Source organism: Mycobacterium marinum (assembly GCF_003391395.1).
Classification (GTDB): domain Bacteria; phylum Actinomycetota; class Actinomycetes; order Mycobacteriales; family Mycobacteriaceae; genus Mycobacterium; species Mycobacterium marinum.
Map to the genome: position 1 here is coordinate 5,061,903 of NZ_CP024190.1, position 21,396 is coordinate 5,083,298.

The 21,396-nt window shown below is 65.6% G+C and carries 12 protein-coding genes and 1 pseudogene; 7 read left to right on the top strand and 6 right to left on the bottom strand.

The window, feature by feature from the left end; all coding sequences use genetic code 11:
* Positions 1 to 618: 618 nt before the first annotated feature.
* Positions 619 to 1,956, bottom strand: a complete 1,338-nt coding sequence (locus CCUG20998_RS21195) for a PPE domain-containing protein (RefSeq protein WP_020729896.1) — start codon at positions 1,954 to 1,956, stop codon at positions 619 to 621.
* 728 nt (positions 1,957 to 2,684) lie between these two features.
* A pseudogene (locus CCUG20998_RS28710) lies at positions 2,685 to 3,053 on the bottom strand (MFS transporter); the annotation flags it as partial.
* Positions 3,054 to 3,597: 544 nt separating this feature from the next.
* Between CCUG20998_RS28710 and CCUG20998_RS21205 the strand changes: the two are divergent.
* The 3 genes from CCUG20998_RS21205 to CCUG20998_RS21215 all read left to right on the top strand — a co-directional run bounded on the left by CCUG20998_RS21205 (position 3,598) and on the right by CCUG20998_RS21215 (position 8,511).
* Entirely contained in the window at positions 3,598 to 4,791 is a 1,194-nt protein-coding gene (locus tag CCUG20998_RS21205; RefSeq protein WP_020729892.1) for a PPE family protein, read from the top strand.
* 81 nt (positions 4,792 to 4,872) lie between these two features.
* Positions 4,873 to 6,072, top strand: coding sequence for a PPE family protein (locus CCUG20998_RS21210; RefSeq protein ID WP_020729891.1), 1,200 nt, complete (start codon positions 4,873 to 4,875; stop codon positions 6,070 to 6,072).
* A gap of 426 nt (positions 6,073 to 6,498) precedes the next feature.
* Entirely contained in the window at positions 6,499 to 8,511 is a 2,013-nt protein-coding gene (locus tag CCUG20998_RS21215; RefSeq protein WP_103653965.1) for a PE family protein, read from the top strand.
* Between the two features lie 34 nt (positions 8,512 to 8,545).
* Here the strand turns inward: CCUG20998_RS21215 and CCUG20998_RS21220 are convergent, their stop codons facing one another.
* Positions 8,546 to 10,057: an FAD-dependent monooxygenase gene (locus tag CCUG20998_RS21220; protein WP_443987000.1), complete on the bottom strand. Its 1,512-nt coding sequence runs from the start codon at positions 10,055 to 10,057 to the stop codon at positions 8,546 to 8,548.
* Positions 10,058 to 10,378: 321 nt separating this feature from the next.
* Between CCUG20998_RS21220 and CCUG20998_RS21225 the strand changes: the two genes are divergently transcribed.
* Positions 10,379 to 13,198 (top strand): DEAD/DEAH box helicase family protein, encoded by a 2,820-nt coding sequence (locus CCUG20998_RS21225; RefSeq protein ID WP_020729886.1) that lies wholly within the window; start codon positions 10,379 to 10,381, stop codon positions 13,196 to 13,198.
* A gap of 63 nt (positions 13,199 to 13,261) precedes the next feature.
* Here the strand turns inward: CCUG20998_RS21225 and dapC are convergent, their stop codons facing one another.
* Positions 13,262 to 14,359 carry a succinyldiaminopimelate transaminase gene (gene dapC, locus CCUG20998_RS21230; RefSeq protein WP_012395843.1) on the bottom strand — a complete coding sequence of 366 codons (1,098 nt, stop codon included), beginning with the start codon at positions 14,357 to 14,359 and terminating at the stop codon, positions 13,262 to 13,264.
* A gap of 29 nt (positions 14,360 to 14,388) precedes the next feature.
* Complete coding sequence (gene fdxA / locus CCUG20998_RS21235) at positions 14,389 to 14,715, bottom strand: ferredoxin (RefSeq protein WP_012395844.1); 327 nt, start codon at positions 14,713 to 14,715, stop codon at positions 14,389 to 14,391.
* Positions 14,716 to 14,928: 213 nt separating this feature from the next.
* On the opposite strand from fdxA, the gene CCUG20998_RS21240 reads away from it, so the two are divergent.
* The 3 genes from CCUG20998_RS21240 to CCUG20998_RS21250 all read left to right on the top strand — a co-directional run bounded on the left by CCUG20998_RS21240 (position 14,929) and on the right by CCUG20998_RS21250 (position 18,063).
* Positions 14,929 to 15,495, top strand: a complete 567-nt coding sequence (locus CCUG20998_RS21240) for a PadR family transcriptional regulator (protein ID WP_020729884.1) — start codon at positions 14,929 to 14,931, stop codon at positions 15,493 to 15,495.
* Positions 15,495 to 17,519 (top strand): NADPH-dependent 2,4-dienoyl-CoA reductase, encoded by a 2,025-nt coding sequence (locus CCUG20998_RS21245; protein WP_020729883.1) that lies wholly within the window; start codon positions 15,495 to 15,497, stop codon positions 17,517 to 17,519. Before CCUG20998_RS21240 ends, CCUG20998_RS21245 begins: the two co-directional genes overlap by 1 nt.
* 211 nt (positions 17,520 to 17,730) lie before the next feature.
* The gene (locus CCUG20998_RS21250) at positions 17,731 to 18,063 is read left to right on the top strand and encodes a hemophore-related protein (protein WP_012395847.1); all 333 of its coding nucleotides are present in this window, start codon (positions 17,731 to 17,733) and stop codon (positions 18,061 to 18,063) included.
* Positions 18,064 to 18,272: 209 nt separating this feature from the next.
* Here the strand turns inward: CCUG20998_RS21250 and CCUG20998_RS21255 are convergent, their stop codons facing one another.
* Entirely contained in the window at positions 18,273 to 20,957 is a 2,685-nt protein-coding gene (locus CCUG20998_RS21255) for a cellulose binding domain-containing protein (protein ID WP_051173382.1), read from the bottom strand.
* Positions 20,958 to 21,396: the final 439 nt, after the last annotated feature.

Sequence of the window (21,396 nt, forward strand, 5' to 3'; positions counted from 1 at the left end):
CTCCGCGTCACATGTGGCCCGCATGTTTGGCAAGCCGAATATTGATCTGTTCCGCAGGGACCGTTGGCCGTCGATAATCGACGCGCGGTTATGGCGAGCCCCACCGCCATCTTGGGTCGAAAAAGATTGCTAGCTGGTCCAACTAGTCAAACCGAATTCGGGGCGCTCAACAACTCGATACGGCGCATGCACAGGAGATTTCCAGCAGACTGGATCGGTACATCCAGCGACCGTATGCACCCGCTCACACCCTGATTCTCCGAAAGGCCGCCGGGACAATTCATGGCCAGATATTATTGACCTCGCCGCCCAAGTTCCGTTCTCCTGCACGAGTCCGGATTCCAACGTCGGCGTGCCAGACTCCGGGGCCAGAAGCACGACACAAGCCCACGACGTAGCGCGAGAAGATGTCCAAGATCGCCTAGACGTAGGTGGTAGCTCCACTTCGCTGAGCCAAGTAGCTCCGTATGTCACACGACCACAACGCAATCGGGGCTCCGGCCGGCAAATCCCGAAATAACTGGCCGGGCGGGCGGCTTGAGCGCGGCGCTCCTCGGCTGGGGCCAGGTCGGCGAACCAGGGGTTGGCATCGCCATTAGGGCAGGACCAGCCGTTGGTTTAGCTGGGGCGCCAGGTGGTGGGCAGCATCGGCAGTTGTGGGTCTCCGCCGTGATGGCTGGGTTCGAGAACCGCTATCCCGCCAGGGGATTGAAGAGACTCCGCATCGGAGGTTCCCGCGAAGCCCAGTGTCCGCACCTGGTGTTCACCGAATATCGCCGCAGCTACCGGGCTTGGCGATGGGGCAGCTGGCGCCGATGTCAGCAGGGTTTCGGCCGTGGTGCCCGACGGTCGATTGTCCGTCGGCTCCATCGCAGAAGACGGATTTGCCGACGAGGCTGTGGCGGTATGTGCAGCGACGGGGGTGGCACTCGCTGTTGCCAGTCCCGCGTTGGCGGGCCCGGTGGGCAAAGTTGCTGGCTGCGCGTACAAGCTTGGCAGCAATGGGAGGTTTTGGGCGATATCAATATCGAACGCAGCCGATAAGCCGCGCTCAGTGCTGGTCAACGCCACAGCCGCAGCGATCCCCGCCGCAAGAACCACCGTCGAAATCGGGGGCGTTAACACCGCGAACAAGGGAGAGAGCAGCACGGCAAGCGTGATTGACAGCGCTACCAGCCAAAACAGTATTTGAGCCAAAATGGGAAAGGCTATGAGAATGTCCAAGACAAGCGCAACCGGAAGCAGAAAGATTGCACCCACGGCCAGCAGGGCAAGCACCAGTGCCGGCAGAAATTGTCCCGCCAGAAGGAGGGCCAGAAGTTCGCCAGGAACTCCCAGGAGCAGCAGAATGCCTTCCCAGAACAGCGAAAGTATGCCGGGTTGGCCGGTCGCCGCGAGAGCGCTGGTTGTGCCGATCTGGGTGTTGAGTATGGGCGGGGCTGGTGTGGTGTGGGGCATCGAGGCCAGTGTCGTGCCCGAGACGACTTGATAGGCGCTCATGGTGGTGGCCGCTTGGATCCACATCCGTGCGTAGTCGGCTTCGTTGAGCGTGATGGGGATGGTGTTGAGCCCAAAGAAATTGGTCGCGACTAGCGCCGTGTGGGTGGTGTGGTTGACGGCTAGCTCCGCCAGTGTCGGCATCGTTGCCAGCGCGCTGGTGTAGGCCCCGGCCGCCACCTCGTGCTCGGCCGCCGTCGCCGCGTAGTCGGCGCTGGTGGTGGTCAACCACGCCAAGTAGGGCACATGCGCGTCGACATAGCTCTGCGCGCTCGGCCCCTCCCACGCGGCGGCCGCTCCACCCAGCAAGGTGGTGAGTTCCTCTGCTACCGAGGCGTGTTCAGCAGAAAGTGCCGTCCATGCCGTCGCGGCCTCATGCAGTGGGCCGGGGCCCGGGCCCGCGCTCAACAACGCCGAATGTACTTCCGGCGGCGAAGCCATCCAAACAGACGCTGTCATCAAAGCCCTCCAGGAACTACTCGTCGTCACATCTCTACGCCCAGCGCAGAAACAGTGATTCGGTCCAGCAACGCTGGCGCGACCACTTGCTCAAGCGATACGCGTCCGCCTCCGCATCTACACCGGCTGGTGCTGAAATGGTCGTCGTCGTCGCGCCCTAACCGATCCGCCGGTGCCACCGGCGACATCATTCCCATCGCGTCCAGCCTTGACCAGCGCCATCAATTCCTCTGCTTTGCACCGCTATTCATGTGCAGTTCGACACCACGCCAGGACCATCGGCGATAGCAATCACCCGCGAAAGCACCTCTCACGCCTGCACCGATCAGCGTTGGCCCAAGGGCTTCACGACACCGCCCGGCGTGGACGTTACCTAAGCCATCCGGAGCCGGCGCAAGCCTTCCTGGGCAAACGCCATTCACTCATAGATTTTTCATAACGCCTGTATCACCCACGTACGAGTGACCATGGCCCAAAAGGGCCGGGCGAGTCCCCGTTACCGAGTCCAGCCCATTTTTGAGTCGGCCGGATGTAGACCATCCCGGTCTTATTCGCACAGACGCGTTGTCAGGCTTGGGAAACCAACTCCGGTCCGTTGTACCGAGGACACCCCGGCCCGCTTGCATCCAGAGACGACCTCGAACTACCGGCCCGATATCGCCGATTGAGCCGTAGCAGTGGCTAACGGTAGGTAGAACACGCCGGCCGTTGCTGCGACCGACGCCGCCTAAGGTGGTATGACCACCTCCTACCCGGTCCCCCAGTCTGTCGCCGAAGATGCGCGACAAACGACCCGAGCAGCGGCCCGATGAACGCCATCTCTGCGGCATGCAGCGAGGCTTGCGCATGGGATTCTCCCGCGGCAGCGAAGTTGTGCCCAAGCACCTGGCCGAAAGCGAACGCGAAACCCAAGAACGAACCCGAACAGCACAAATAGAGCAGCGCGATGCCCACGAATCGGGCACCTTGAGTACCGAGCGGACGTGGGCTACCTCGATGACGTGGGTCAGATTGTCCATGAACAGCGCCGCACCCAGTCCGGCGATGGCAAGTAGTACCAGCTAAACCGCACACACCAGATACGGAGCTTCGTGCCCGACCGCTCACGCCCGGACTCCAACGCCGCCGTGCCAGACTCCGGGGCCCGAAGCGCCGGCGGCCTGACTGGGCGAACTGGTGCAATCTGCTGGAAATCTCCTGTGCATAGCAATCTTCGAGTTGTCGGGCGCCACGAGTTCGGTTTGACTGATTAACAGACGGTGAAATCGCGTTGAGTAAAAATCGACGCGCAATGGCGGTGGGGCTCGCCATAACTGCGGTCATCGACGGCCAACGGTCCCTGCGGAACAGTTCGGTTTCCGGCTGCGCAATTGCGCGGCCGGACGTGACGCGGAGGATGCCAAATGACCGTTGAGTTTTCGTCGACATGCATCGAGACAGCTGGGTCCACGCCGCCCGCATTGTCGAGATGTCACGCCATCGAGTCGGCCGGTAAAGCGCGCTGATCGCGTATTCGTCTGATGCGTGGTGAAACTCGCTGCATTCAGAACACGAAAACCACTGACGCGGCGATCGAGCACCCGGATCGCAGGGGCATTCGGTCCCGGTCTCCAAGAGCCGGCCAGTAAAGGGGGCAAACTAATGCTGGATTACGGGGCCCTGCCGCCAGAAATCAACTCAGCCAGGATGTATTCGGGGCCGGGTTCGACACCCTTGATGGCGGCCGCCGCGGCATGGGATGTGCTGGCCAATGGCCTGGATTCCGTTTCCCGCGGATACGCGTCGGTGATCACCCGATTGCACGGCGAAAGCTGGTCTGGCGGTGCCGCTGTTGCGATGACCAACGCGGTCACCCCCTACGTGTCGTGGGTGACCGCCGCAGGTGTCCAGGCCGAGGAAACCGCCGCTAGGGCTCGTACGGCGGCCGCCGCTTACGAATCCGCTTTCGCGGCGACGGTGCCACCAACACTTGTCACGGCCAACCGCGCCGAATTGGCCGTGCTGATTCTCACCAACCTCTTCGGTCAGAACAGCGCCAGGATCGCCGAAACCGAAGCGGCCTACCAGGAAATGTGGGCTCAAGATGCCGCCGCCATGTACGGCTACGCTTCATCGTCCTCGGCAGCGACCATGCTGACGCAATTCACCCAGCCGCCGACTTCGACCGTGCCCGCCGGCCAAACCGCCCAGGCCGAAGCGGTGGACCAGGCCGCCGGCGCTTCAGCCCCCGGAAACGTGCAGGCGGTGCTGTCCCAGCTGATGTCGGGCGTGCCCCAACAATTGCAGAGCCTCGCCCAAGCCGGATCTTCAAGTTCAGCCGCATCCTCAGCGTCCACCCCCGTGCTCAGCGCCTTCAGCGCCTTCAACACCCTCACCGGCCCCGCTAGTTTGGCCTCGAACTTCAGCCGAACCAGCACCTCGGCACTGAGCGGCTACAGCGGCATCTACCGGTCGGCTATCCAGGCGAGTCACGATGCCGCCAAGGCGGCTACCTCGGCAGTCAGTACCGAGGCGGCACGGGCAGGCTGGAGCGGCTCCGGTGGTCCGGTGCTGGCGAGCGCGGGCACCTCAACAACGTTGGGCAAATTGTCGGTTCCGCAGAGTTGGGCGGCGACAAACCCGGCGGCCTCGGCCATTGCCGACCCGCACTGGCTCTCGGACGCCGAACTCGACAGCGGCCCATCGTGGCAGGAGATCCCGGCGACGAACATGTGGAATGGCGTGCCGCCCGCGGGCGCCGGCGCGACAGCATCGGTGCTGCGCCCGACGGTAAACAACATGCTGCGGGTCGGGGCGCGCCAATTCAAGATGCCTCGTCCTTCCCTAGGCGGCTAGCCCCCGGCCCCTGAGCTCTAAGCGATCGCCGCGACCGCGGCCCGCGGATTCGGCCGGCCGACCGTTGAGAAAGGAACGCCGATGTCGGATTTCGGGGCGCTACCGCCCGAGATCAACTCGGCCAGGATGTATTCCGGTCCGGGATCCGGACCGTTGCTGGCGGCCGCATCCGCCTGGGACGCAGTCGCCGCTCAACTGGAGCTCTACGCGTCCGGCACTTCTTCGGTACTGGCCGAACTACTGGGCCAGACTTGGTCCGGTGCAACAGCATTGATGGTAGCGGCCGCGGTGATGCCGCACGTGGCGTGGGCAACGACGATGGCCGCACAGGCCGAGCAAACCGCCAGTCAGGCTCGCGGGGCCGCGGCGGCGTTCGAAATGGCCTTCACCGCTACCGTTCCCCCGCCGATAGTCGCCGCCAACCGAATTCAGTTGGCGACACTGATCGCAACCAATTTTTTCGGGCAGAACACGCCGGCCATCGCTGCGACAGAGGCCGCCTACGCCGAAATGTGGGCCCAAGACGCCGCCGCCATGTACGGGTACGCCGCATCCTGTTCGGCCGCAACCATATTGACACCATTTGGCCGGCCGCCGCGGATCACGTCCGACAGCGGACAGTCCGGCCAGGCGACCGCGGTAGCCCAGGCCTCAGATCTCGTCCCGGGGCAAGGACGGGCAGCGCTGATCTCCGCTGTGCCGCAACAATTGCAGGCCCTGGCGTCCGGGTACTCCGCGAATGCGACCAACACAACCAGCGCGACAGCAGCGAGTCCGACGTCTGTTTCATCGGTCGTGTCCCCATTGGCATCTGCACCGCTCACGGCACTCGACAACGTCAACACTCTGACCGGCCCTGCGAACCTCGCCGCCGCCTTCAGCCGTACCACTACCTCGGCGATGAGCGCCGGCACCGGGCTGTACCGAACGGACCTGCAGACCGGCCCCACCGGGGTACGGCCGGGCACAGCTGGACTCCGACCGGTGGGCGCGGCCAATCTTGGCGGCACCGTGTTGGCAAAATTCGGCGAAGCGGTGCCGGTCGGCAAATTGTCGGTTCCGCAGAGCTGGGCAACGGCTAGTCCGATCGCTGACCCGACAAATACGCCACTGGCCCGGCCGGAAATCAACCCCCAAGCTGCGACAATGACGGCCGATAATCCGGGGGCAAATATCTTGGGTGCCGCGCCAACGGCAGGCTCGCAAAGTCGAATGGGCAGCGTGGTGCTGCGCAACGGGCGCCGCGCATTCAGGATGCCCCGTCCCGCCTTCGGCGGTTAGCGGCCGAGATCTGCTGCCCTCGCGGGAGCACCACACCCGCTGGACACTGGCCGACCGCCCGAAAGTAGTTTCTAAGCATAATGATTCGGCAGTCCACATGGTTCGCGGGCACTGTCAATCGGCCGCCTTTTGGGTGCCAGCGCTGGCCGAACGGACCAGCGGCAACCACCGGGCACCGGCGCACATCCGGGACGTGACGATCATCCTGAACCCTAAGTTGAGCAGCTATGAATACAATGAATGAATTGACAACATTCAACGAAAAAATCATCATGTGGCGAATTAATTAGATTGAAAAACTTTGGTCATATGAATTTTCCGTTAATGGCAGTGCGGACGTCTTGATTGTGGATAAGCTGCAGCAGTCCGGGCCATCAAGACACTCGGGGGCTGGCTCGAACAGACAAACGTTTGCGGAGGTGTTGGATGTCTTTCGTATTCGCAGTGCCAGAAACTATGGCGGCGGTGACCTCGGAATTGGCGACCATTGGGTCAAACCTCGAGATGGCCAACGCGGCGGCGGCCCTGCCCACGACCGGCCTGCTGGCAGCCGGCGCCGACGAAGTGTCGGCCGCCATCGCGGCGCTGTTCGACGAGCATGCCCTGGGGTATCAGACAATCAGCGCGCAGGCTTCGGCCTTCCATGCCCGGTTCATGTCGGCGCTCAACACCGGGGCCGGGGCGTATGCGGCCGCCGAGGCCGCCAATTCATCTCCATTGCAGGCCCTACAAGACCTGACACTCAACGCGATCAATGCGCCCGCGCAGTCGCTGTTCGGCCGGCCGCTGATCGGTGACGGCGCCAACGCCACGACGCCGGGCGGTAACGGTGGCGCCGGCGGAATCCTGTGGGGTAACGGCGGGGCCGGCGCGACCGGGGCCGCCGGGCAGACCGGCGGCAATGGCGGCGCCGCCGGGTTCATCGGCAACGGTGGGGCCGGTGGGGCCGGCGGCGCGGGTGCCACCGGCGGCGTCGGCGGATCCGGCGGGATGCTGTTCGGCAATGGTGGTGCGGGCGGAAACGGCGGGACCGCGATGGTGGTCGGCGGCACCGGCGGCAACGGCGGGGCGGGCGGCAGCGCCGGACTGTTCGGCGCCGGTGGCGCCGGCGGGCAGGGCGGACAGGGTGCACAAGGTCCCGACGCCGTCAATCCCGGCCCGGTATCCCCGACCGGTCAGGCAACCTCGGGCACGGGCGGCGAGGTAGGAGAAAACGGCGGTCCGGGTGATTCAAGCACCGTGACCGGGGTAGAGGGCGGCGACGGTGGCTCCGGCGGCCAGGGCAGCCCCGGTACATCGACGGCATCGGGAGGTACCGGCGGCGACGGTGGCCTAGCCGGAGACGGCGGCCCCGGCGCGCCCGGCGGCACCGGTGGCGGTGGCGGCAATGGCGGCGCCGGTGCCAACAACTTTTCGGGCGGGTCCGCAACATCGGGGGGCGCCGGCGGTGACGGCAACAACGGTGGCGCCGGCGGCGACGGCGCGGCCGGCGGCAACGGCGGCAACGGCGGCAACGGCGGTAGCGGCGGCACCACCACGTCCAAGATCTCCAACGCCGGCTCGGGCGCCGACGGCGGCGACGGCGGCGACGGCGGCACCGGCGGCACCGGTGCGGTGGGCGGTACCGGCGGCAACGGCGGCAAAGGCGGCGACAGCGGTAGTGGTGGCTTCTTCACTCCCAGCCCCGGCACTGGCGGTGCCGGCGGCGACGGTGGCCATGGCGGTTCCGGCAGCAACGGGCAAGCGGGCGGTAGCGGTGGCCAGGGCGGAGCCGGCGGGAACGGCGGACTGCTGGCCGGCGATGGCGGCGCCGGCGGCGCCGGCGGCCTGGGCGGCCAAGGCGGAGCGGCCGCAGCTGGTGCCAATGGCGGCGTAGCGGGCAACGGAGGCAACGGCGGCCACGGCCCATTTGGGGAAAAGATTCCCGCGGGAGGTAGCGGCGGCGATGGCGGCACCGGGGGCATCGGCGGTGACGGCGGGCTGGGTGGCGACGGTGGCGCCGGCGGACAGGGCGGTGCGGGCGGCCGCGCCGGTCTGCTGGCCGGTCTTGGCGGCGCCGGCGGCGACGGCGGCCTCGGTGGGACCGGCGGGGTGGGCGGCGACGGCGCACAAGGCGGCCTCGGCGGCAACGGCGGCGTGCGCAACAGCGACAACCTGTCCTACGACGGCATTATTGGCAACGGCGGAACCGGCGGCAACGGCGGAGTCGGCGGCCACGGTGGCGATGGCGGCGCCGGCGGCGAGGGCGGTTCGGGCAGCCTGCTAGGCGCCGCCGGTAGCGCTGGCAGCAACGCCGCCGGGGGCTCCGGCGGAACTGGTGGCCTGCGCGGGCAGGGGGGTGACCCCGGATCGACCGGGCGTGCGGGCACCGGAAGTGCGGGCGCCGACGGCATGAACGGGACCGACGGGGACCCCGGCGATCCCGGCGGCATGGCCTGATACCTGCCGAGCGCGCACCCCGCATAGTGGTTGATCAGGGTGCCGATGCCCGCAGTCGCGGGCTCGGGACCGCTGGCCGCCCGAACCAGGCAGTAAGCGCATCGAAGAGTCCACGGTCGGTGAGGTCATCTCCTACCCAGGCGACATACCCGTCGGGTCGAATCAACACCGCATCCGGAGAAGCGATCGCGCCTAGTACCGGAAGCTCCCAAACACCAGCATATTTCGCGTCAATCGGCAGGACTCGATGCTGCCATCCCGCGATGTCGAAGCGGCCGGGCTCAGCGAGGTTGAGCAGCACCGGCCGGGCCGCATGCAGGTAGGTGAAGACCCGCCGCGGGCCATCGGAGGTAGCCAGGTCCAGATCGGGCATGCGGCGACCGAGTAGCGGGTGTCCCCCACCAAGGTCATAACGAATGTCTAGCCCGGACATCATCGCGGCAAACCTTTTTCGCGGCTCCTCCATCATGAGGAGCTCGGAAATGGTGTCGCTCAACGCTTTTTTGCGGTCGTCCAAACGACGCAGCGCGACTTGGGCCATCGTGGTGCGTAGCACGCGAGCGGCGATCGGATGGCGTTCGGCATGGTAGGTGTCGAGAAGGCTTTCCGGCGACCTGCGATTGACCACTTGGGCCAGCTTCCATCCCAAATTCACCGCATCCTGGACGCCCGTGTTGAGGCCCTGCCCGCCGACTGGATCATGCACGTGTGCGGCATCGCCGGCGATCAGAACGCGTCCCTGTCGGTACATCGCGGCCTGCCGCGTCAAATCGGTGAATCTGGAAATCCAAGTGGGACTGTGAATCCCGTAGTCGGTGCCGTACACGGCGGTGAGCGCCGCGCTGAGATCGCCCAGGCTGGGTTCCCCGCCGGCTTCGAGCTGCCGCTCGGTCACCACCACCCGTAGCGGACCACCGTCCGGCAACCTGGTGAAGCCGTGGACGCCGAGGGCGTCGTGGCGGACCTGGCCGAGGTTCGGGCCCGATTCAGACCCGACCGCCACCTCGACTTCGGCGATCAGCGAGCTCGTTGTCGGATCCCAGCCAGGGAAGTCGATACCAACCGCCCTGCGGACCAGGCTACGTCCTCCGTCGCACCCCACGACGTAGTCCGCACGCAATGGCGGGCCATCAGACAGCGTGAGGTCGACTCCGTTGTCGTCCTGGGTGATATCAGTAACTTCACATCCGCGATAGATCCGAACCCGCAGCTCGGCAACCCATTCGGCGAGGATCCGCTCAATGCGGTTTTGCCACAACGCCAGGCCATAGTTGTGTCGGGTGGGAAAGTCGCTGATGTCCAACGGGATTGCGGCGAATCGGGCGACCTGCGTGGCAGTACCTTGCGCGAGGAACCGGTCGGCGATGCCGCGCTGATCAAGAACCTCGATGGTGCGTGAATGCAGGCCGCCGGCACGCGAGCCAACCAGATCCTGGCTGACCCGTCGCTCGACGACGGCAACGTCAACCCCTACCAACGCCAACTCACCTGCCAACATCAGCCCTGTCGGTCCTGCACCGACAACCACCACCGCATGGTCAGCCATCGGTTCGAGCCCGTTTCGCGATCGATCCGGCGACGACGGCTTTGGCATTTCGCAACCCCCAATTCCCACAGATCCCGTTCTTGGCCAGCGATTTTGCGCCCCACCCCCGGTCTTGCCGCAAGCCCCCCAGTGCCCTATAAATTGAGAGTGGGAGGCAACTAGGGCTTGCCACTTTCCCTTGCCGTCAGTCGCGTCCAGCGGGTCATCGGGTAGCGGTGCCAACAATTGGGCGGGCCCGGGAGCGTCTCCACGGCCGGCGGCCGCCACGATGCGTGCCGATTGCCAGTGACCCGCACACACCGCTGGCTAGGGTGGGCTCTCGTGGAGCCGCGCCAGGATCTTGAATCGAGGAGCTTCGCCGGTACCTGGCGGGTCTATCAGCAGCAAGCGTTGGACGCGTTTGACGCTGACGTCGCCGGCGGGGACAACCGGTGCTATCTGGTCCTGCCGCCAGGTGCCGGGAAGACAATGATCGGACTGGAAGCGGCGCGCCGGCTGGGCCGGCGCACCCTGGTGTTGGTGCCCAACACGGCGGTACAGGCACAGTGGGCCGCCACCTGGGATGGACGTTTTCCCTCGACGGACCCGTCCACGGCCAGGTGTGGAACCGAGCGCGACCTGGCGTCGGCGATGAACGTGCTGACCTACCAGTCCCTTGCGGTCATCGACGACGAAACGGATTCGGCCGTCCGGCGAGAAGTGCTGCGCAGCCGTGACCAGCAGGCCCTGTTGGAGCTGTTGCACCCGAATGGCAGGGCGTTGATCGAGCGGGCGGCAACGTTGGGCCCTTGGACGCTGGTGCTCGACGAATGCCATCACCTGCTGGCCACTTGGGGTGCGCTTGTCGCCGCGCTCGGGTCGGTCCTGGGCCCGCAAACCGCACTGATCGGGCTCACCGCAACCCCGGTAACAGAACTCACCGCCTGGCAGCACACCTTGCATGACGAGTTGTTCGGCACCGCAGACTTCGCGGTTCCAACACCCGCTCTGGTCAAGGAGGGCGACCTCGCGCCCTATCAGGAGCTGATCTATCTCACCGAACCGACGCCGGAGGAACAGGCCTGGGTGGCAACCCATCGGGCTCGCTTCGCCGAGCTCATGCTGGCACTCATCGACCAACAGGTGGGCAGCATGTCGCTGGCCTCCTGGCTGCGTACCCGGATCGTGGACAGATCAACACGTGACGGCAATCAGATCGCCTGGTCGACGTTCGAACGCGCCGAGCCCGATCTCGCCCGCAGCGGTCTGCGCTTCGCCTACGACGGTCTGATTCCCTTGCCCGACGGTGCCCGCCTGCGCGAACAACACCGGGTTCCCCCCGATGCCCAAGATTGGGTCAATGTCTTGACCGACTTCAGCGTCGGGCACCTGCAGCAAAGCGACGATCCACGCGACGCGCAGGCACTTGCCGCGATCAAGCGGGTGCTACCCGGCTTGGGCTACCGGCTGACCAGTCGCGGCGTACGAGTGGCCACCTCCCCGGTAGATCGGGTGTGCGCACTGTCGGAGTCGAAGATCGCCGCCACCACACACATCCTCGACACCGAAGACGCCGTCCTGGGATCGGGACTGCGGGCGCTGGTGTTGTGCGACTTCGAATCGATGTCAGGCACCCTCCCGACGTCGCTGAAGGGTGCGCCGCTGAGCAACCAGTCGGGTTCGGCCCAGCTGGTCACCGCCATGCTCGCGGCGTCCGACAGCCGGCGGAACAGCTCCCTCAACGCGCTTTTGGTGACCGGCCAAACCTTCGCCTGCCCGGCCGCGATCGCAACACAGCTGGTCGACTTCTGCGCCGAGCGCGGCCTGCTCGTGACCGCCGAGCCACTCGACACCCAACCCGCCCTGCGGATGCTGCGCGGTGGCGGCACCTTCACTCCCCGAACCTGGGTGGCGCTGGCTACCGAATACTTCCTGGCCGGACATTCCCGCGTCATGGTCGGCACCCGCGCACTGCTCGGAGAGGGATGGGATTGCGCGGCGGTCAACGTCAACATCGACCTGACGAGTGCAACCACCCAAGCTGCGATCACGCAGATGCGGGGCCGGGCAATTCGCAAGGACCCCAACGACGCTCAGAAAGTCGCCAACAACTGGTCGGTCTGCTGCTTCACCACCGAACATCCGCGGGGGGACGCCGACTACCTGAGGCTGGTCCGCAAGCACGACGGGTACTACGCGGCCAGCCCACAGGGGCTCATCGAATCCGGGGTAACGCATTGCGACCCGGCGCTGTCCCCATACGGTCCTCCCGCCGCCGATGCCCAGGCCATCACCGCGCGCGCCCTGCAACGCGCCACCCAACGGGCCGAAGCGAGGACCTGGTGGCGGATCGGCGAGCCCTATGAAGGTGTCGATGTCGCGACCATCCGAGTAAGAGCCGCGCACCCGTTTGGCGTCGCCGCACCCCGCATCGCGGCCTCGGCATTGACCCCGCCGGTACCGGGTCACCCCAGTCCGGCGCGGTTTGCCAGGGGTGCGCTTGCCGGCGTCTCGGCCATCGGTGCCAGTGCCGGCGCCGCCGTCACCGCGGTCAACTTCGGTCCGCTGGCGGGGGCCACCACCGCGGGCGGCATCATCGCAGCGGGCGCCGCACTGTTGGCGACGGCCGCCGCCGCCGAAAGTCGCCGCCTCGCCCACGCACCCAACGCTCTCGAGCAACTCGCCGCCGCCGTCGCGGATGGGCTCTACGCGGCAGGCGGCGCCGAAAGGGGGGCCGAAGCACTGCGGATCACTACGGATCAGGACGGATGGATCCGGTGCGAGCTGGGCGATGTGCCCACCGAGCAGTCTCGCCGGTTTGCCGAAGCCCTCGACGAGCTGCTCGCGCCGCTGACCGAACCGCGCTACCTGATCGGGCGCAAGATCCTCACACCGCCGGTCGGACGTTTCGCCCGGGGAATCTTCGCCGCCCGCGCCGCCATGGGGCTTCCGCTGCCCGGGGCGATCGCCTGGCACGCGGTACCGAGGTGGTTTGCCCGACGCAAAGATCGCAGGCAAAGCCTGGCCCAGTCGTGGCGACGTCACATCGGCCCGCCCCGACAGCTGCCGGCGGATTCACCGGAGGGCCAGGCGATTCTCGATCTGTTCCGCGGCGACAACCCGCTGTCGGTGACCACGCAGCTGCGCACGACCTGGCGGTGAGCCGGCGCCGTTGTCAGGTCTTGTCAGATCGAGCGCGTCCGATCACCGTGATTACGGGTGCGGTCACGGCTCGCCCAGCCGCCGTACCGCGGCGGCGATCCGCTCCTTGGTGGCGGTCAACGCCACCCGCACATGTTGGGCCCCCGCCGGACCGTAGAACTCACCGGGGGCCACCAGAATGCCGCGCTCGGCCAGCCAGGCAACCGTGTCCCGGCATCCTTCGCCGCGTGTCGCCCAGAGGTACAGGCCAGCCTCGGAATGGTCGACGCTGAACCCCGCGGAGGTCAACGCCGGCAGCAGCACCGCACGTCGTTGCGCATATCGCTCCCGCTGCTGCTTTTCGTGATCGTCATCGTCCAGGGCTGCGACCATGGCGGCCTGCACCGGCGTCGGCACCATCATCCCGGCATGTCTGCGCACCGCCAACAGCTCGGCGATCAGTTCCGGATCCCCGGCGACAAAACCCGCGCGGTACCCGGCCAACGACGAACTCTTCGACAGCGAGTGCACTGCCAGCAACCCGGTGTGATCGCCACCGCACACCGCCGGATGCAGCACCGACAGCGGCTGGGCATCCCAGGCCAAGCCCAGATAGCACTCGTCAGAGGCCACGATGACGCCCCGTCCGCGCGCCCACTCGACTACCTTCTGCAGGTGCTCCATGCCCAGCACACGGCCGGTGGGGTTGCTCGGAGAGTTCAAATACAGCAGGGCCGGCGATTGCGGGCCCAACTGAGTCAACGAGTCAGCCCGCTGCACCCGCGCGCCCGCCAGCCGCGCACCCACCTCATAGGTCGGGTACGCCAGCTCCGGAACCACCACCGCATCCGCGGACCCCAGACCCAGCAGTGTCGGCAACCAGGCGATGAACTCCTTGGTGCCGATCACCGGCAGGACCGCCGACTCGGCCAGCTCGGTGATGCCGTACCGGCGAGCCAAGGCGGCCACTGCGGATTCCCTCAGGCCAGCGGTGCCCGCGGTGGCGGGATAGCCCGGCGAGAAGGCGGCGGCCGTCAGCGCTTCTTGGACCAGCGGCGCGACGGGATCCACCGGGGTACCGACGGAGAGATCGACGATGCCGTCCGGATGCGCCCCGGCCCGCGCTTTCGCCTCGGCCAACGTGTCCCAGGGGAATTCCGGTAGTGACGCTGAAACGCGCAAGCTGCGGCTCCGGGGATCTAGTGGCCCGCTCAGTCTTCTTCGCCCTGCGGCGGCAGATCCTTGACCACCTGGGGGTCGTTCTCGGTCATACCGACCTTGGCGGCGCCGCCGGGAGAGCCAAGTTCTGCGAAGAAATCTGCGTTGATCTGCGTGTACTGGCTCCACTGCTCAGGCACATCGTCTTCGTAGTAGATCGCTTCGACGGGACAGACCGGTTCGCAGGCTCCACAGTCGACGCATTCGTCGGGGTGGATGTAGAGCATCCGGGCACCTTCATAGATGCAGTCGACCGGGCATTCTTCGATGCATGCCTTGTCCTTGATGTCGACGCAAGGTTCGGCGATCGTGTACGTCACGGACGTCTCCTCAACGTGTCCTTTGAGTACTGCTTGATGTGGGCTGTTACTCGCCTGGACCCGGGCTTCTTCCGAGCCACGGTTAGGCCGAGCGTTCGGTTACTGATACTAGACGTTGCATATACAACACAACTAATTGGCACGCTCGTCGGGGTCCGCCGCCTATATGCACCTAGTTGCATAGCGCCCCGGGGTGCGATCTATGCTGCGCGGGTGGCACTACCACACGCGATATTGGTATCGCTGTCCGAACAGGCCGGCTCGGGCTATGAACTGGCCCACCGATTCGATCGCTCCATCGGACACTTCTGGACCGCCACCCACCAGCAGATCTATCGCACATTGCGGTTGATGGAGAGCAACGGCTGGGTGCATGCCAAGCCCGTGGTCCAGCACGGCCGACCCGATAAGAAGGTCTATTCGGTATCCGACAATGGTCGCCAGGAGTTGGCCCGCTGGATCGCTGAGCCACCCAGCCCGACCCGTCCTGGCCGCGCGAGCGCGCTGACCGACAGCAGCACTCGCGACATCGCGGTCAAGCTGCGCGGTGCCGTATATGGCGATAGGGAAACGCTGCGCAGCCAAGTCGCCGCGCTGCGCGCCGAACGTGTCCAGGCGCTAGACACCTACCGCGGAATCGAAAAGCACAGCTTTCCGGATCCGTCGGCACTCAGTGGCGCCGCGTTGCATCAGTACGTCGTGCTGCGCGGCGGAATCCGGGCCGAAGAAAGTGCCATCGAATGGCTCGGCGAGGTAGCTCAAGCACTCGAGGAGAAATGATGACCAGTCCCTACCCAAATCTGTTGTCTCCGTTGGATCTCGGGTTCACCACACTGCGTAACCGCGTGGTCATGGGTTCGATGCACACTGGATTGGAGGACCGGTCCAAGGACACCGACCGACTCGCCGAGTACTTCGCCGAGCGGGCCCGCGGTGGCGTCGGAATGCTGATCACCGGCGGGTACGCACCCAATCGCACCGGTTGGCTCTACCCGTTCGCCTCCGAACTGGTGACGCCGGCCGAGGCCCGGCGGCACCGGCGCATCACCGGTGCGGTGCACGACGCGGACGCCAAGATCCTGCTCCAGGTCCTGCACGCGGGACGCTATGCGTATCACCCCCTTTCGGTCAGCGCTTCCTCGATCAAGGCCCCGATCAATCCGTTTCGGCCGCGCAAACTGACCTCGCGCGGCGTGGAAGCCACCATCGCGGACTTCGCGCGATGCGCACAGCTGGCCCAAGAAGCGGGCTACGACGGGGTCGAAATCATGGGCAGCGAAGGGTATCTGCTCAACCAGTTTCTGGCACCCCGAACCAACAAGCGCACCGACTCGTGGGGCGGGACACCGGCCAAGCGCCGCCGATTCCCCGTCGAGATCGTCCGGCGCACCCGCGCCGCGGTCGGCCCCGACTTCATCATCTGCTACCGGATGTCGATGGCCGACTATGTCGAGGGCGGCCAGAGCTGGGACGAAATCGTGGCGTTGGCAACCGAACTGGAATCAGCCGGTGCCACGATCATCAACTCCGGTTTCGGGTGGCACGAGGCGCGAATTCCAACGATCGTCACCTCGGTGCCCAGCGGCGCGTTCGTCGACATCAGCAATGCGGTAGCCGAGCAGGTCAGCATCCCGGTGATGACATCCAACCGGATCAACATGCCTCAGGCCGCCGAGCAGATCCTGGCCGACACCGACGTGGCGCTGATATCGATGGCCAGACCGATGCTGAGCGACCCGGAATGGGTGCTCAAAGCGCAGTCCGGCCGGGTCGACGAGATCAACACCTGCATCGCGTGCAATCAGGCCTGCCTTGATCATGTCTTCGTCAAGAAGAAGGTGTCCTGTCTGCTCAACCCCCGAGCCGGACACGAAACGCTGTTGACGCTGTCCCCCACCCAACGTGCCCGCACCGTGGCCGTCGTCGGGGCCGGCCCCGCCGGCCTGGCGGCGGCGGTCGCCACCGCCCAGCGGGGCCACCGGGTGACATTGTTTGAGGCCAACGACTTCATCGGCGGCCAGTTCGACCTGGCCCGTCGCATTCCGGGTAAGGAGGAATTCAACGAAACCATTCGGTATTTCTCCACGATGTTGGCCAAGCACGGCGTCGACGTACGGCTGGCTACCCGGGCCACGGCCGACGAGCTGACCGGCTACGACGAGGTGGTGCTGGCCACCGGCGTGGCACCCCGGATACCGGCCATCCCCGGCATTGCGCACGCCAAGGTATTGACCTACACCGAGGCGATCACCGGCGCCAAGCCGGTCGGGCCGAGCGTGGCTGTCGTCGGCGCGGGCGGCATCGGGTTTGACGTCACCGAACTCCTGATCACCGAATCGTCGCCCACCCTGAACCTCAAGGAATGGAAGGCTGAGTGGGGCGTTGTCGATCCACAGGAGGCCCGCGGCGCCCTGACCACTGCGCTGCCGACTCCGGCAGCCCGTGAGGTGTATCTGCTGCAGCGCACCAAGGGGCCACAGGGAAAGCGCCTGGGCAAGACCAGCGGCTGGGTGCACCGCGCTTCGGTCAAGGCAAAAGGGGTTCACCAGCTCTCCGGGGTGAACTACGAGCGGATCAGCGACGACGGCCTGCACATCAGTTTTGGCCCGGACCGGCAGCGGCCGCAGCTGCTCGCGGTGGACAGCGTGGTGATTTGCGCGGGCCAGGAACCGGTGCGCGACCTGGAGACCGACCTGCGCAGCGACGGCGTTGACCCACACATCATCGGCGGTGCGGCACTGGCCGCGGAGTTGGACGCCAAACGCGCCATCAAACAGGGCACCGAGCTTGCCGCCCGCCTGTGATGGCTACCCGGCTACCCCATTTCGCCTACGGTGAAACTGCCCCAACCACGGCTCTGAACTGCGGATAGTTATAGCCGGAGAGAGTCCTCCGATACAAAGTTTGATAGGAGCAAACCCGCGGGGCCTGCTAGTCTTGATTCAAAGGCGGCAACCGCTGGGCAGATGTCGTCGCCGCGTTGGCGGTGCAATAGCTGGGGAAGGTGTCCACAAAATGAGGCTGTCGTTAACGGGACTGGGTGTCGCCGCTGGTGCTTTCGCGTTGTCGTTGAGCGTCGGCGCGGGGGTCGCATCCGCAAGCCCACTGGATACGGTCATCAACACAACCTGCAACTACGGCCAGGTGATGGCGGCGCTGAACGCCACCGACCCTGGGGCCGCCGCGCAGTTCAACGCCTCGCCGGTGGCGCAGGGTTGGCTGCATTCGTTCCTGGCGTCGCCGCCGCCGCGGCGCGCGCAGATGGCCGCGCAGCTGCAGGCCATGCCTGGGGCGTCGCAGTACGTCGGGCTGGTCGAGTCAGTCGCCTCGTCCTGCAACAACTACTGAGCGGAATAGGCGCCTCCCACGTTTCGGGGGCCGCACACCACGTCACCTAGCGCTCGCGAGGGCTTCCGCGTTTATCGCTGACGTCTGAGCGCTAGGTGTCGCGCTGTTTTTGGGCAGCCGTAGCCGTTCTCATCGCGCCGTCGCCGCTGCGACCTCTCGTCAGCGTGATTGCGGATCTCATCCGGTGCCTGCGCAGTGCCGGGGTCGGGTCAGTCCAAAGCGGCCTGCTCGGCGGCGGCATCCTCCGCGAACTCATCGAAGATCTCGCTGAAATCCCACGCCTGTTGGCTCACTCCGCTGCTGGTATTCGACAGCTGCCCCACCGCTCCCGGGAAATCGCGATTTGCCGACCACATGGATAGCCCGCCGAGGTTGTTCTCATCGGCGAAAGCAGCCAGCTTTTCGGCGTCGGCGAGGGTAAAGACCTCGCTCGGATCGTCGTTGACGCCGATCATGGGTGTCACCTTGATCATCGCCCACGCGTCCTCGCTGGACATCGACGGATACAGCGTCATCAACTGGCCGTGGACGCTCTCGGCGGCTTGAATTGCGTAGTCACCCATCCTGCCCTCGTACTGCAGGCTGGGGTCGAAGTAGTCCATGGTCATGATGTTCACGCGGCCAACATCCACGCCATTGTCGATGGCGATCTGCAGTGCTTGCACCCCGTTGGAGGTCAGACCCGTCGGCATCACGGGAAGGGTGTAGGAAACCTGGACCGGGGTCCCGGCAGCGGCCTGCTCCGCCTGCAGCATGGCGATCGCCTGGGCCTGGTTGGTCAGTGCTGGAACGTTATACAACGCCGCACCCTCAATGTCGAAGTCCAACTTATAGATTCCGTAGGTGTCGGTGACCAATTGGTAGTCCGACGCTAGCGCGGTCGCGTTGGGAGCCGAAACAGCGAGCGGCTGGTTGGCTGCGCCACCGAAGGAGATGGTTGGGTCGATACCGTTTTGCTGCATCTCGGCCATCGCGGAGGTAATCCACGGGTCGTCCAGCGAATAGAAAGTGCCCCAGGACGGATTGCCATCGGCACCGGTGACGATGAAGCCCAGTGTGACGTCATCGATTCCCGCGTTGGCTGCACTCGCATAGTCGAACTTCGGCCAAAGTGTCATATCGACGTATGGAGAAAACTCACCTACCGGGGCACCTCCGCTGCTAGTACCGGTGCCGCCGGTGCCGGTACCACCGGTGCCGGTACCACCGGTGCCGGTGCCACCACCGGTACTGGTGCCACCACCGGTACTGGTGCCGCCGCCGCTGGCAGGTTGTCCGTTAACCAGAACATTCGTCGGTTCGGAATAGGCGCCAGTGTGCATCGCTTGGAAGCCCACCACGACCGAACCACCTGGCTCGATCGTTTGCGTCCAGGACTCCGGGGTCAGGGCGTAGTGCGTGCCAGTCTGCGTGAGCTGCCCGCTCCACACGCTGGTAATGGATTCGTTTGCAGGCAAATCGAATTCGACCTGCCAGTCAGTCAGCGCGGTATCCCCGGAATTGCTGATCGTGTAGTTCGCAACGAACCCGTTGTCCCACTGCGATGTCACCGTGTACGTTGCGGCAACCTTTCCGTCGCCGACCGTGCCGCCGGTACCACTTCCACCAGTGTCACCACCATCGCCAGTGCCGGTGCCGTCACCGGTGCCGCCCGTGTCACCGGTACCGCCCGTGTCACCGGTGCCGCCCGTGTCACCGGTACCGCCCGTGCCACCGGTACCACCCGTGCCACCGGTACCACCCGTGTCACCGGTACCGCCCGTGTCACCGGTTCCGCCCGTGTCACCGGTTCCGGTTCCGGTTCCCCCGGTATCACCAGTACCGCTCCCCGTACCACCCGTATCACCGGTACCGCCGCTCCCGCTGCCAGTACCGCCGGTGCCAGTGCCACCGCCGTCGCCGGAACCACCGCCGCCAACGGATACTCCGTTGACGATGAGATTCGTAGGCTCCGAGTAAGACCCAGTCTGCGCACCCTGGAAGCCAACGGTGACCGACCCGCCCGGCTCGATCGTCTGTGTCCAAGACTCAGGCGTCACCGTGTAGTGCGTGCCAGTCTGGACGAGCTGCCCATTCCACACATTGGTAATGGATTCGTCTGCAGGCAAATCGAATTCGATCTGCCAGTCGCTCGCCGCAGTATCCGCCGAGTTCGTGATCGTATAGCGCCCGATGAAGCCGCTGTCCCATTGCGATGTCAGCGAGTACGCCGCCGCCACGCCGCCGTCTCCGGTGGAGGCGCTACTGACTGTGGCGGTGGTAGCGGCTGCGCTACTCAGCGCGGCAACGCCACCACTTCCACCAAGTTCGCCACCGCCGGTCGCGGCAGCGGTCGTCGCACCGCTGGCGCCACCACTGCCGGCAGCGCCACCGCCACTGATTGCCCCGCCGTTGCCGGTTCCTCCGCTCATCACAGCGCTGGCGGCCGTGGTGTTGGTCGCACCAGCAGCGATGGAATTCGGGCTCACCGCCCCACCACTGGCGGCGGCCTGCCCGCTACTTGCGCCCTCGGCCGCCTGACCAGCGTTGCCGCCGCCACCGCTTTGCGCAGCCGAATCACCCTGCGCGCCACCACCACCCATCAGTGATCGAAGGACGCCAGATATCGAGGAGATGTTGGCCGCTTCGGCATGCTCATAGGATGCCGCACTCGCCGCCAAGGTCTGCAGGAAGCGCTCGTGAAACGCCCCCGCTTGAGCGGTCGCCGTTTGATACTCCTGGGCAAACCCGCCGAACCAAGATGCGACGGCTCCCGAAACCTCGTCGGCAGCCATTGCGGCTACCTTCTCCGTCCAACTCACCGCCGAATTGGCCGCATTCACCGCCGAGCCAACGGCCTCCAAATTCGTTGCTGCCCTGATAAATAACTCGGGGGTTACGATCAAAAAAGACATAATCCGTCCTTGCCGATCGGTGTGCCACGACCCAGCTAGGTATTGAGAAGTGTTGAAGCGTCTATTGTTAACATCGACATTCTCAGCCGACAAGGCCCGGCGCACTTTTGTCGGTTATTCGACAAACTCGGCACATTGCCCGGGTTTACCAACACGACAACCGCCCGCGAGTGCCCCGACTCCGCGCTGCCCTAACAGCCACCCCGGCAAGCATCGCGCCAATCGGGGCAGACACTCAAACTTCCTGCACGGCAATGCCATCTACCTGCGGACGCCCACCGCAGTCCAGTCGATCAGTTCCGATGAGGGAGATGAGCGCCGTTCCTGAGTGCGGTGCGCGAGAATACACATCGGCGACAAATGACACCGCACGCAATTGAGCCTTCTTCCGCCGAGCTCGTGATTGCCCAACCGCGATGCCCGCTACGCGCGTTCGGCG

Bases quoted from the DNA above. Each gene is read 5' to 3' on its own strand.
- CCUG20998_RS21195 (WP_020729896.1), bottom strand. From the start codon at position 1,956: ATGACAGCGTCTGTTTGGATGGCTTCGCCGCCGGAAGTACATTCGGCG.
- CCUG20998_RS21205 (WP_020729892.1), top strand. From the start codon at position 3,598: ATGCTGGATTACGGGGCCCTGCCGCCAGAAATCAACTCAGCCAGGATG.
- CCUG20998_RS21210 (WP_020729891.1), top strand. From the start codon at position 4,873: ATGTCGGATTTCGGGGCGCTACCGCCCGAGATCAACTCGGCCAGGATG.
- CCUG20998_RS21215 (WP_103653965.1), top strand. From the start codon at position 6,499: ATGTCTTTCGTATTCGCAGTGCCAGAAACTATGGCGGCGGTGACCTCG.
- CCUG20998_RS21220 (WP_443987000.1), bottom strand. From the start codon at position 10,057: ATGGCTGACCATGCGGTGGTGGTTGTCGGTGCAGGACCGACAGGGCTG.
- CCUG20998_RS21245 (WP_020729883.1), top strand. From the start codon at position 15,495: ATGACCAGTCCCTACCCAAATCTGTTGTCTCCGTTGGATCTCGGGTTC.
- CCUG20998_RS21250 (WP_012395847.1), top strand. From the start codon at position 17,731: ATGAGGCTGTCGTTAACGGGACTGGGTGTCGCCGCTGGTGCTTTCGCG.
- CCUG20998_RS21255 (WP_051173382.1), bottom strand. From the start codon at position 20,957: ATGTCTTTTTTGATCGTAACCCCCGAGTTATTTATCAGGGCAGCAACG.